The organism is Providencia alcalifaciens (genome assembly GCF_020271745.1).
Lineage (GTDB): Bacteria > Pseudomonadota > Gammaproteobacteria > Enterobacterales > Enterobacteriaceae > Providencia > Providencia alcalifaciens_B.
Genome location: NZ_CP084296.1, coordinates 1,630,194 through 1,642,945, shown reverse-complemented (window position 1 = coordinate 1,642,945; position 12,752 = coordinate 1,630,194). Strand labels below are relative to the sequence as shown.

Genomic DNA, 12,752 nt, shown 5'->3' with positions numbered 1-12,752 from the left:
TCCTTCCTTTACTCACAATCATAATGCCCAAAATAAGATGGCTAATAACTGCGGCGAAATAATGCGTAAAAACATCGCTAAAGGGTATACCGTGGCATAAGAAAGCGCCGGTGCTCCACTGGTTGGATGGATATTATTTGCAAAAGCTAATGCTGGCGGATCCGTCATCGAGCCAGCCAACACACCGCATAGACTTAAATAATTCATTTTGCCGAAAATACGTGCGACTAGGCCCGTGATAAACAGAGGAATAAAGGTAATCAATAGCCCATAGCCAATCCATGTGAGGCCATCCCCTTGAATAAGAGTTTCAATAAAACTCCCTCCAGAGTTCAAACCTACAACAGCAAGGAACATCACGATCCCAAGCTCCCGCAGCGCTAAGTTTGCACTTGGTGGCATAAACCAATACAGCCTACCAATGGTACCTATTCGCCCAAGGATCAAGGCGACAACTAACGGTCCACCCGCTAAACCTAACTTTAATGCAGCAGGAAAGCCCGGCACAAATATCGGCAACGAGCCTAAAATAACCCCCAACCCTATCCCAATAAATACAGGCAGCATCTGGACTTGCTGTAATTTTTGTTTCGCGTTTCCGAGTAAAGCAGTGACAGCTTCAATTGATTCAGGGCGACCAACAATATTAAGAATATCACCAAATTGCAGTATGGAATTGTTGTTTGCCATCAGGTCAATCCCGGTCCGGTTCAAACGAGTTACCACCACATCATACTTCTGCTTGAGATTCAGTTCTTTTAAACGTTTACTTAGTACAGCGTCATTAGTCACTACCACTCGGACAGAGTGCAATACAGAACTTGAAGTTGATAATGAGGCTTCAACCTCCTCACCAAGAATTAGGCGGACTTTATTTAAGTCCTCTCTTTGCCCAACAACATGCAGTAGATCTCCAAGATGTATTTCTGTGGTCGGCTGTGGCACCACCAGCATTTCCCCGCGTTTTAGCCGCGAGCAGACAATGTCTTCGCTGCCAAGCATGGGAATATCTTGCATCATTAAACCATCAAGATTGGTATTGCGCACCGCGATGTTCATCGTTTGTAATAAGTCACGATGCTGAACGTTCGCACTGTTAAACTCCGCGGCTTCTTTATCTACCGAGATACGAAAGATAATACGAACGAGCCACATCACCAGTAAAATACCGCAAATTCCCATTGGGTAAGCCATCGCATACCCCATTCCCATTTGCCCCACCAAACTCGGATCTGACCCTAAATCAGATAGAATTTGCTGTCCAGCCCCTAACGATGGCGTATTCGTGACTGCGCCTGAGAAAATGCCCAAAATAATTGGTAGAGGGATATCTGCAATTTTATAGATAATAGCGGTAACGACTGCCCCTAAAATAACTACCATCAAGGCAAAGCCATTAAGTTTTAAACCAGAAACACGCAAAGAAGAGAAAAAACCGGGTCCAACTTGTATCCCGATGGTATACACGAAGAGGATCAAGCCAAATTCTTGAATAAAATGCAGCATGTCATTATTGAGAGACAATCCATAGCTTCGCGCAAAATGCCCAACAATAATTCCACCAAAAAGAACCCCACCAATCCCTAAGCCCACGTTGCGGATTTTCCAATTACCTATCCATAAGCCTAGTGCGGCAGCTAATGCTAATAAACTGACTGTAAGCGCTAATTCACTCATAGACCGCTATCCTTTTGACGACAATGAACCAAAATACGGGACATACGGAGTTATTACATTTGTTACTGAATCGATTGTGCCAAATAAACACAGAGGAAGTTGTGTGATAGAGCACAGTTCACAGCAATTCAATTGTGCAATTACATACTTTAGTTAAAAACAATTTAATTGCTAATTATTAACATCGCCGACATAAAATAATACAAAAAAGAACTATTATTCAGAGGGTATCTTAAATAATAATAGGGTTGCTAGATTGTGAATTTTTAGTTTTTAGTTATTATGATCTCTGATTAGACAAAACTCATTTCAATGCAGGTCAACATATATATGCCAAACTTATTTTTTTTTAGGTCGTTAGCATTTCCCACATTATTGACTCTTACATTAAGTGGCTGCTCCAGTATTATGACTCATGCTGGCCCTACTGATAGCTATTATCCTGGAACAAAAAATAGTGTTGATATGCTACAGCATGAAGATACGGGCTGGGTAATTAAGCCATTACTGGTTATTGACTTACCATTTACCGCACTTATGGATACATTATTAATTCCTGTTGATTATATGCATTCAAGCAGTTCACAAGAAGAAAATTCACCCAAAAAACGTGTAGAACAGCTTGATAAACAGCTAGTTGATAAACAACAGCCAAAGAAACCTCAATGATTACCCTATATTAAAGTAGCTTATTAATGCTCTAATCAAGAATGTAATACTTTAAATACAATTAATAATATTAACTTAATTTAGGTTAATAATTTCTTTATCTTACTGACCAAATTTCCATCTTTTTTAATCTATTCTATTAACTCAGCACTTATTAATTTCCCGTCAATATACTTGAATCGAATATTGATCATTTCATTTAATGATGACTTAAATTCTCTTTTTTTGAAGAATAAAAAGATGAATTTCCACCTTTTTATTCTTCAAAGGCACTATTCCAGATAAAATTTAATTAGAAAGCCCAGTTTCAACAATATAAATCTGTCGAAACCCATCAATATCTCGCATAAATGCTACAAATTTATCATTTGGGGAAAAAACAACGGCATCTGCGATAGGGGCTATTTCTGTTCTCTGAGTTAACCGTTCTAAATTTCCGCTCGCCACATGACAACGCACAACGCTATTGTCATACACAAAGCAAAGATACTCACCAGTATTATTCCAACTAAATGCAGACTGAATTGAAGACTCACCAAATGTCACTTGGGTAAGCGCTCCTGTTGCCGTTGCCACCAACCATAGTTGCACAATTCCATGATCATCATGCATCAAACAGGCGATTGATTCGCCATTTGGTGAAGAACGCAGCCAGTGTCTTGGCTGTTTCGCTAACCCTGGAAATTTCCGATGATGCGTATACGTTAAGCGCCTTTGTTTCACACCCTTAGGCGGCGCTGGCATGGTTTTTTCGGTACCTTGCAAAAGTTCATCACCTTGAATTTTGAATTCATTTGGATCTTCGGGCAAATCAACTAAATAAACTTCAGGGATCACATCACCGTTTTGATGATGTGTATCTCCGATAAACGCTAATGCACGTAGTTGCCACTGACCTTGTTGATTCCTATAACCACGTTGACCAACCCATCCCTCTTCATAAGCTCTGCTAATTTCGTCGGTATTCGGAGTTGGTGTCAAAGTCGTCTTCGTCACAACACTACAGAAAAAATCACCGTTATATTCTCTTTCATGACCAATAGGTTCTACGATCACTGCGCCTGCAGGCACGGCAACAGCCACATTGCGTTGGTCTAATTGAAGATCGAGCTCATGTAAAACATGGTCATTATAGGTAAAGCTCAACCACTTCCCATCAGGGCTAAAAACATGAACATGTGTTCCACCTCTGAGCGCACCCGCCATATAAGGTGGCGTAATGCACATTGCATCAATCGGATGAGCGATACCAAGTTGGTTGTCATCAACGTAAATACCTCGGCGATGATGGAAATCATACTGCCAAGACTCATCAGGATTTTCTGGTCCCTGAATAAAAGCATAACGAGGTGGACTTTCAGCGCTTACAGTGACTACGCCAACATGGGCACCATGTAATCCTCGATAAATTTCCACTTTTTGATGGGTGATAACATGAATTTTTTCTATGGTTTTTCCGGTAAATGAACTGCCACTTGGCCGAACATCATAAGCTAGCCACTGACTATCTGGTGTCCAAACATTAATATTTGTAAGCTGATGACTTCGCTGTTCATCAGTAATACACATTTCTTTATAAGGCATTTTACTGTTCAATCTGTTATCCTTTGACATCATTTAACACAGGCTATCGGATTACTTTAACTAATCAATTCCTTAAGAGAATAAAAAATCTCAGTCGAGAAGTTTCACAAGTAATATTACCCTTAGACAATCACTATAGTATTGAATAAAACCATCATGTTATTAAGTGTTCTCTATATTATTGGTATTACTGCCGAAGCCATGACAGGCGCTTTAGCTGCTGGACGCCGTAAAATGGATGTCTTTGGCGTGATTATTATTGCCTCTGCAACAGCCATCGGCGGTGGCTCTGTCCGTGATATTCTTCTCGGTCACTATCCTCTAGGTTGGGTTGCTCACCCCGAATACATCATGACCGTGGCAGGTGCTGCCATTGTCACCATCTGGATAGCCCCGATGATGAAACACCTTCGCCGACTCTTCTTAATACTTGATGCGATTGGTTTAATCGTCTTCTCTATTCTTGGTGCTCAAATCGCCCTCGATATGAATTACAGCCCTATCATTGCCGCCATTGCGGCTGTAGTAACAGGTGTATTTGGCGGTGTACTTCGTGACATGCTATGTAACACCATCCCTCTGGTTTTCCAAAAAGAAGTCTACGCAGGCGTCTCTTTTGCTGCCGCATGGTTATATATCGGTTTGCTGTATACTCCACTCCCTAAAGATATCGTGGTCATTATCACGTTGGTTGCAGGTTTAAGTGCTAGGTTACTCGCCATCCGCTACCGTTTGGGATTACCTATTTTTAATTACGAAAGCCAAGATTAACCAAAACTGATTTTCCTATCAGCCATTCGTTTAACCGCTAATGGCTGATATCTAGCTGCTGCAAAGTATACAGTTCCTGCAAAGTGTATAGTGCCTTCTGAATTTCAGGCTCTGCCAACCAGTACTTTAATGCCTGTTTCCGTTTTTCAGATAAGCCCAACGCCTCCACGCTCTCTCGTGTATGCAAGTTTTCTATCGTGGTTATCTTGTTTAGATGTTCAATTTCTATAGGAATTCCAAGCCCTTTCAACCAATTTACTATTGGCTGCACAGATGTTTTTTGTAGCTGGCTAAGCGCATTTATCGTTTTCTTATTCTTAGGTAGTGAATCTTGCCAATGAGGAGAAAGCCAGCCAAGTAACGTTGAGAGTCCATATTGCTCCACCCATATCTTCCATGTTTTTTCACCTACCCCGCGAATCTTTAACTGTTTACCTAGCCAAGCCAGGCGAGCAACAAATTGGGGTGTGCAATCTGGTGTATATGATAAACAGCTTAATGAATGAAAGTTTTCGAAGGATGATGTGCTCTGATGCTGGCGAGGCTCTCGCCGCCAAATGACTTGCTCCATAAATGGCGTCCCATGTCCTGATAGCGTTAACTGGATTTTATCCCCAACTAACACATCTTTTTGCTTCCAGGAATTGAGTGAGCCAATACGTATTTTACTCACTTTTTTATCATCAATCGTGATGGGTTCAATGTTAGCAATCACATTCACCGCACCTGATTTTCCTACCCGAAAAGTTAAGTCAACAACTTCGGAAACTACGCTTTTTAACGGGTATTTCCATGCCACACTCCAACTGTTTCGGTTTGCTCGCCAAGCCGATGTTGGTGGCGATGGAAAGCTTTTCAAAACAATGCCATCGGTGGCAAATGGCATCGGTGCTGAAGAATAATGGTCACGCCACTCGGCGGCTGATTGGTAGTCAGCGATTGGGTGGCTATATCGTTGTGCCAAATCAAACCCTAGCATCGTTAATTCATGCAATTGACGATTCATAGCGACAGAGTTATCAGGCCATGCCCAGATAAAAATGCCGATATCATTTGTGACCTGTGTAGGTAGCTCCTTACGTATCAACCAACCCGCAATTTTACTCCGTGCATTTTTTCCACCATCTTCATTTTGTATATGTCCATTGAGCCTCCAGAACAATTCACCTTGTAAAACAAGAGATTGCTTCGCTGAAATAGTTTTTGGGATAGCTTGAATAAAATCGGCTTTATCTCGCCAATTAAGTCCTTCACTCCCATTGCCTCGACTAATCATTGACACTAAACGTCCATTTTCATAGTGCAGAGTCACCGCGACACCATCGACTTTTGGTTGCAACCAAACTTCATGACGAGCCGCTATCCATGTGGCTATTTCTTTTGATTTCAATTTTTTCAATCCCGTATGGGGTATGGGATGTTTTGTTAATCGTTCAGTTTTAGGCTGTAATGGCTGCGCTAGAGTGTCAGGCAAATTTTGACAGCGCTGCCCCTGCTGCCACTTCACCAAAAGTTGATCATAGACCTCGTCACTTACCCCGCTCACACCGTCGATTTGATATTGCTTATCCCACTCTTGTAGCTGCTCCCCCAACCGCCGCTGTTCCGTTCTTGCTAATTCACTGTCTAATGATCGGCATACTTTTTGAGAATTTACCATTTCCGCACTGTTGCCTATTGAAATAACAGATTGAAGTAATAGACAGAACCAACCAAATTTCCAGAGTTTCCTGACTGAAAAATAATGCATAATGTCCCTATCATATTTAAGTTTAATAGAATGTTCCGAACCGCTAAGTGTTGCATTGCATTCTGAGTCAATAAATCAAGGGTGACAGCAGACAATGCCGTTAATTGCATAGCGCTTCGCAAAACAGATGGTATTTTCATTAAGTTAAATTTATTTTCTGGAAGGCGTTCACAATTTTCCAATAACCAAAATTTTTTTACTCTTATTTCATGGTTAATTGATATCGCTGCATGTTGTCTTAAGTACGTGTATACTATGTGGGGTTTATCACTATCTTTTATGTCTAACCCACAAATATTCAAGAAATCATCATGATACAAGGCACGTTATATATTCTCTCTGCTCCTAGTGGCGCAGGTAAGTCCAGTCTTATCCAAGCATTATTGAAGACACAACCGTTGTATGACACTCAAGTTTCTGTTTCTCATACAACTCGAGCTGCACGCCCAGGCGAAACTCATGGCGAGCATTACTTCTTTGTTTCTGAAGCTGATTTTCTTCAGATGGTTGAGAACAATGACTTTTTAGAGCATGCCTGTGTTTTCGGTAACTACTACGGCACCTCAAAACCCATTATTGAGGAAGTCTTAAATAGTGGCGTGGATGTGTTTCTCGATATTGACTGGCAAGGTGCTCAGCAAATTCGCGCAAAAATGCCAGAAGCACGTAGTATTTTTATTCTACCGCCATCAAAGGATGAGCTATATCGCCGTCTGCGTGGTCGTGGTCAAGATAGTGATGAAGTGATTGAAAAGCGGATGTCACAAGCGGTTGGCGAAATTGAGCATTACAATGAATACGATTACGTCATCGTAAACGACGATTTCAACACCGCACTGAGCGATTTACAATCTATCATGCGTGCTGAGCGCTTGAGATTAGGTCGCCAAGTCCAGCGACATGATGCTTTAATCAGCAAATTACTAGCAGACTGAGAATAGTTTCAGTATCATATTAGGTCATTTTTTTATTTCTTTGGAGTAGCACACTTATGGCACGCGTAACTGTTCAAGACGCAGTAGAAAAAATTGGTAACCGTTTTGACCTCGTACTGGTCGCAGCACGTAGAGCTCGTCAGTTACAAACTGGTGGTAAAGATCCTTTAGTTCCAGAAGAAAACGATAAGCACACTGTTATCGCGCTACGTGAAGTAGAAGAAGGTTTAATTAACGGTCACATTTTGGATGTGCGTGAACGCCAAGAACAGCAAGAGCAAGAAGCCGCTGAAATGCAGGCAGTTTCTGCGATCGCTGAAGGTCGTCGCTAATTACTAAGGTGGGTCTGCCTTGTATCTGTTTGAAAGCCTAAATCTCATAATTCAACAATACCTCCCAAAAGAGCAAGTTGAATTACTGAAAAAAGCCTATGTTGTCGCACGGGATGCTCATGAAGGGCAGACCCGTTCCAGTGGTGAGCCTTATATTACTCACCCTGTTGCTGTTGCTTGTATTCTGGCTGAAATGCGTTTGGATCATGAAACACTGATGGCCGCGCTACTTCATGATGTGATTGAAGATACTCCAGCGACATTTCAAGACATAGAGCAGCTGTTTGGAACCACCGTTGCCGGCTTAGTCGAAGGGGTTTCTAAACTGGATAAGCTGAATTTCCGCGACAAGAAAGAAGCTCAAGCAGAAAACTTCCGCAAAATGATCATGGCAATGGTGAAAGATATCCGTGTCATTTTGATCAAACTGGCAGACCGCACTCACAATATGCGCACGCTTGGGTCACTACGACCCGATAAGCGTCGCCGCATAGCGCGTGAAACACTGGAAATTTACAGTCCTCTCGCACACCGCTTAGGTATCCACCATATTAAAACCGAACTCGAAGAGTTAGGTTTTGAAGCGCTTTATCCAAACCGTTATCGTGTTATCAAGGAAGTCGTGAAATCCGCTCGTGGTAACCGTAAAGAAATGATCCAAAAAATCCTTTCTGAAATTGACGGTCGATTAACGGAAGCGGGTGTACCTTGTACAGTCAGTGGTCGCGAAAAACATCTGTATTCTATCTATCGAAAAATGCATCAAAAAGAGCAGCGATTCCATTCCATTATGGATATCTATGCTTTTAGGGTCATCGTCGAAGACGTTGATACCTGCTACCGTGTTTTAGGGCAAATGCACAGTCTTTATAAACCTCGTCCGGGGCGAATCAAAGACTATATTGCTATTCCTAAGGCTAACGGCTACCAATCTCTCCACACCTCATTAATTGGGCCTCATGGGGTTCCTGTCGAAGTACAAATTCGTACTGAAGATATGGACCAAATGGCTGAAATGGGTGTTGCTGCTCACTGGGCATATAAAGAACAAGGCGAGTTGGGAACCACTGCGCAGGTGAAAGCCCAGCGTTGGATGCAAAGCTTGCTCGAACTCCAACAGAGTGCGGGAAGCTCATTTGAATTTATTGAAAGCGTAAAATCAGACCTCTTTCCTGATGAAATTTACGTTTTCACCCCCGAAGGTCGTATTGTCGAATTGCCAACAGGCGCGACTCCGGTGGATTTCGCGTATGCTGTTCATACTGACATCGGCCATGCTTGTGTGGGTGCGCGAGTTGATCGCCAACCTTACCCACTCTCACAGTCACTTTCTAGCGGTCAAACGGTAGAAATTATTACTGCGCCGGGTGCGCGACCAAACGCGGCATGGTTGAACTTTGTGGTGAGTTCAAAAGCGCGTGCGAAAATCCGTCAGTTACTGAAGAATTTAAAACGCGAAGACTCCGTTAATTTAGGTCGTCGCCTGCTCAATCATGCGCTAGGTACAGGCACCAAAATCACGGATATCCCCCGTGAAAGTATTGATGCCGAATTAGCGCGCATGAAGCTCCACTCTATTGATGATTTACTTGCCGAAATTGGTTTAGGTAATGCCATGAGTGTTGTGGTAGCTCGCAATTTGCAAAGTAACCCTCAAAGTACTCAGCCAAGTGCCGTTGAAGAACCGGTGATTACGGAAAACCGTAATAAGCTGTCCATCAAAGGGGCTGATGGTGTCTTAATCACCTTTGCAAAATGCTGCCGCCCTATCCCCGGCGACCCAATTATTGCGCATATTAGCCCTGGTAAAGGATTGGTTATTCACCATGAATCTTGCCGCAATATCCGTGGTTATCAAAAAGAGCCGGATAAATTTATGGCTGTTGAATGGGATACCGAAACAGACACAGATTTTATCGCTGAAATTAAAGTCGATATGATAAACCATCAAGGTGCCCTTGCTAACTTGACTGCCGCTATCAATGATGCGAACTCAAGTATTCAAAGCATGAACACTGAAGAGAAAGATGGTCGTGTTTACTGTGCCTTTATTCGCTTGTCGATTAAAAACCGTATTCAATTGGCTAACGTGATGCGTAAAATTCGTATCATGCCAGACGTTCTACGCGTCAGCCGTAACCGTAATTAGTCGATATCATTAAAAACACGAACTCTCACTATGAATGAACGCCGCTATCGCCGCATTTGCCAAATGATGGCGATGCGGCAGCCCGACCTAACACTCTGTCTTGAAGAAATTCATAAGCCTCATAATGTTTCTGCAATTGTGCGCAGTGCTGATGCTGTCGGGATCCACAAAATTCACGCCATTTGGCCAGACCAACAGGTTAAACTCTCCGTCTCTTCTGCGGCGGGAAGTAATAGTTGGGTAAAAGTCATCCCGCACCAGTCTACAGTAAGTGCCATTACTCAGATAAAATCCCAAGGTATGCAGATTTTAGTGACTAATCTGTCAGATACGGCTGTCGATTTTCGCGAAATTGATTATACCCGCCCAACCTGTATTATGGTGGGACAAGAAAAAACGGGTATATCCGATAAGGCATTAGCCCTTGCAGATCAACATATTATCATCCCAATGGTTGGCATGGTGCAGTCACTCAATGTCTCTGTCGCCTCTGCGCTTATTTTGTATGAAGCCCAACGTCAGCGCCAACTCGCGGGCATGTATGACCGAGAAAATAGTCTATTATCTGAGCAAGAACAACAAGAATGGCTATTTGAAGGCGGCTATCCTGTATTGGCTGAAGTGGCTAAACGCAAAGGGCTCCCTCGCCCATTTATCAATCAGCAAGGTCAGATAGAAGCCGATGATGCTTGGTGGGCACAAATGCAGCTTTCTGAAAAAATGAAGAGAAAACAACTTAGTTAAGGAATCAACATGAACCGTGGTCTGCTTAATACCATTTCACTGACTTCACTTCATGGCATCGGTGCCAGCCAGTCAGAAAAAATGAGTAAAATCGGGTTGAACACAGTTCAGGACTTGCTTCTGCATTTTCCACTGCGTTATGAAGATCATACGCGTCTTTATCAGATTAAAGACCTGATGCCCGGCACAACTGCCACTGTCACTGGTCTCGTTCTACAAACCAAAGTCGTCTTTGGACGTAAAAGGATGATGACCTGCCTGATCAGTGATGGTACAGGTAACCTCACTCTACGTTTTTTCAATTTTTCAGCGGCGATGAAAAACAGTTTAGCCGAAGGTCGCCAAGTGACTGCCTACGGAGAAGTGCGTCGTGGTAATACAGGGCCTGAAATCATTCACCCTGAATATAAAGTCTCTCAAGAGACGGATAATATCGCCCTTCAAGAGAACCTAACGCCAGTTTATCCAACAACCGAAGGCGTCCGCCAAGCCACATTGCGTAAAGTGATGGAACAAGCACTAAGCATGCTAGAAAGTGGCAATATTCAAGAATTACTGCCTGAAGAGTTCAGCCGTAGCCTAATTAGCCTCCCCGATGCCATTCGACTATTACACACCCCTCCACCGGATGTTTCATTAGAAGAGTTGGAAAAAGGGCATCACCCAGCTCAAAAACGCTTGATCCTCGAAGAGTTACTGGCTCACCATTTAAGTATGCTCGCCATTCGGGCTGGTAATGAACGACTCTATGCTGAACCATTGGTTTCATCAGGAAAATTTAAAGCACCTTTACTGGCAAATTTGCCGTTCTCACCAACTAACGCACAAAAACGAGTTGTAGCAGAAATCGAAACTGATTTACAAAAAAATGCCCCAATGATGCGTTTAATTCAAGGAGATGTCGGTTCCGGTAAAACACTTGTAGCAGCATTAGCTGCACTGTGCGCCATTGAAAATGGTAAACAAGTTGCCTTAATGGCACCAACTGAAATTCTTGCAGAACAGCACGCGAACACCTTTAAGCAGTGGTTTGAACCTCTAGGTATCAAAGTAGGCTGGTTAGCGGGTAAGCAAAAAGGTAAAGCGCGCCAGCAACAACAAGATGCCATCGCGAGTGGTGAAGTCTCGATGGTCGTCGGTACCCATGCCATCTTCCAAGAACAAGTGAGCTTTCACTCTTTAGGGTTAGTCATCATTGATGAACAACATCGCTTTGGCGTTCACCAGCGGCTCGCTCTGCGTGAGAAAGGTGAACAACAAGGTTTCCATCCACATCAGTTAATCATGACCGCTACGCCGATCCCACGCACGCTGGCGATGACTGCTTACGCCGATCTCGATACCTCCGTGATTGATGAGCTTCCTCCAGGAAGAACCCCAGTCACGACAGTAGCGATTCCAGATACCCGGCGTAGTGATATTGTCGAACGCGTTCGACAAGCCTGTTTAGAGGAAGGACGGCAAGCTTATTGGGTATGTACACTGATTGATGATTCAGAGGTGCTTGAAGCTCAAGCTGCCCAAGTTACCAGCGAAGAACTCGCGCTGGCACTCCCTGAACTCAAAGTTGGATTAGTTCATGGTCGAATGAAGCCCGCCGAAAAACAGAGCATCATGGCGGCATTTAAGAATAACGAAATCCAGTTACTTGTTGCTACCACCGTTATCGAAGTGGGGGTGGATGTTCCGAACGCAAGTCTGATGATTATTGATAACCCCGAGCGGCTTGGACTAGCACAATTACATCAACTACGGGGGCGAGTTGGTCGTGGCTCTGTTGCATCTCACTGTGTGCTACTTTATAAAACGCCGCTCACTCACACGGCTAAACAGCGCTTACAAGTTTTACGAGATAGCAACGATGGCTTTGTGATTGCTCAAAAAGATTTAGAAATTCGAGGCCCCGGAGAGCTGCTAGGTACAAGGCAGACAGGAAATGCAGATTTTAAAGTGGCGGATTTGCTACGAGATCAATATATGTTGCCAGAAGTGCAACGGCTGGCACGACACATCCAACAAAACTACCCTGAGCACGCCCAAAAGATTATTGAACGCTGGCTCCCTGAGCGCGAACAATATAGCCACGCTTAAAACCTTTTTTCCTACCCTAACTTTTTTCCTGCCCCAAAATGAAAATTGCC

10 protein-coding genes are annotated in these 12,752 nt (G+C 43.2%); 7 read left to right on the top strand and 3 right to left on the bottom strand.

The features are described 5' to 3' along the window. Nucleotides 1-18: 18 nt before the first annotated feature. Nucleotides 19-1,677: a putative transporter gene (locus LDO51_RS07575; RefSeq protein ID WP_225576961.1), complete on the bottom strand. Its 1,659-nt coding sequence runs from the start codon at nucleotides 1,675-1,677 to the stop codon at nucleotides 19-21. A 408-nt stretch (nucleotides 1,678-2,085) separates the two neighbouring features. On the opposite strand from LDO51_RS07575, the gene LDO51_RS07570 reads away from it, so the two are divergent. Beyond that, complete coding sequence (locus LDO51_RS07570; protein WP_263869892.1) at nucleotides 2,086-2,346, top strand: YceK/YidQ family lipoprotein; 261 nt, start codon at nucleotides 2,086-2,088, stop codon at nucleotides 2,344-2,346. Between the two features lie 288 nt (nucleotides 2,347-2,634). Here LDO51_RS07570 and LDO51_RS07565 read toward each other — a convergent pair whose 3' ends face one another. After that, on the bottom strand, nucleotides 2,635-3,963 hold the full coding sequence (locus LDO51_RS07565) for a DUF3748 domain-containing protein (protein ID WP_225576959.1): 1,329 nt from the start codon (nucleotides 3,961-3,963) through the stop codon (nucleotides 2,635-2,637). Between the two features lie 123 nt (nucleotides 3,964-4,086). On the opposite strand from LDO51_RS07565, the gene LDO51_RS07560 reads away from it, so the two are divergent. After that, on the top strand, nucleotides 4,087-4,701 hold the full coding sequence (locus tag LDO51_RS07560) for a trimeric intracellular cation channel family protein (RefSeq protein WP_036948588.1): 615 nt from the start codon (nucleotides 4,087-4,089) through the stop codon (nucleotides 4,699-4,701). Between the two features lie 37 nt (nucleotides 4,702-4,738). Here the strand turns inward: LDO51_RS07560 and ligB are convergent, their stop codons facing one another. Then, nucleotides 4,739-6,361, bottom strand: coding sequence for an NAD-dependent DNA ligase LigB (gene ligB, locus LDO51_RS07555; RefSeq protein ID WP_263869891.1), 1,623 nt, complete (start codon nucleotides 6,359-6,361; stop codon nucleotides 4,739-4,741). A gap of 401 nt (nucleotides 6,362-6,762) precedes the next feature. Between ligB and gmk the strand changes: the two genes are divergently transcribed. Genes gmk through recG form a run of 5 tightly spaced genes read left to right on the top strand, consistent with a single transcriptional unit; the run spans nucleotide 6,763 to nucleotide 12,702 of the window. Next, nucleotides 6,763-7,386, top strand: a complete 624-nt coding sequence (gene gmk, locus LDO51_RS07550) for a guanylate kinase (RefSeq protein WP_225576956.1) — start codon at nucleotides 6,763-6,765, stop codon at nucleotides 7,384-7,386. Between the two features lie 56 nt (nucleotides 7,387-7,442). Beyond that, complete coding sequence (rpoZ, locus tag LDO51_RS07545) at nucleotides 7,443-7,718, top strand: DNA-directed RNA polymerase subunit omega (RefSeq protein ID WP_006659598.1); 276 nt, start codon at nucleotides 7,443-7,445, stop codon at nucleotides 7,716-7,718. 19 nt (nucleotides 7,719-7,737) lie between these two features. Then, nucleotides 7,738-9,867 carry a bifunctional GTP diphosphokinase/guanosine-3',5'-bis pyrophosphate 3'-pyrophosphohydrolase gene (spoT, locus tag LDO51_RS07540; RefSeq protein ID WP_225576954.1) on the top strand — a complete coding sequence of 710 codons (2,130 nt, stop codon included), beginning with the start codon at nucleotides 7,738-7,740 and terminating at the stop codon, nucleotides 9,865-9,867. 30 nt (nucleotides 9,868-9,897) lie between these two features. Beyond that, nucleotides 9,898-10,611, top strand: coding sequence for a tRNA (guanosine(18)-2'-O)-methyltransferase TrmH (trmH, locus tag LDO51_RS07535; RefSeq protein WP_225576953.1), 714 nt, complete (start codon nucleotides 9,898-9,900; stop codon nucleotides 10,609-10,611). 9 nt (nucleotides 10,612-10,620) lie between these two features. Continuing rightward, nucleotides 10,621-12,702 carry an ATP-dependent DNA helicase RecG gene (recG, locus tag LDO51_RS07530; RefSeq protein WP_225576952.1) on the top strand — a complete coding sequence of 694 codons (2,082 nt, stop codon included), beginning with the start codon at nucleotides 10,621-10,623 and terminating at the stop codon, nucleotides 12,700-12,702. The last annotated feature ends 50 nt before the right edge of the window (nucleotides 12,703-12,752 follow it).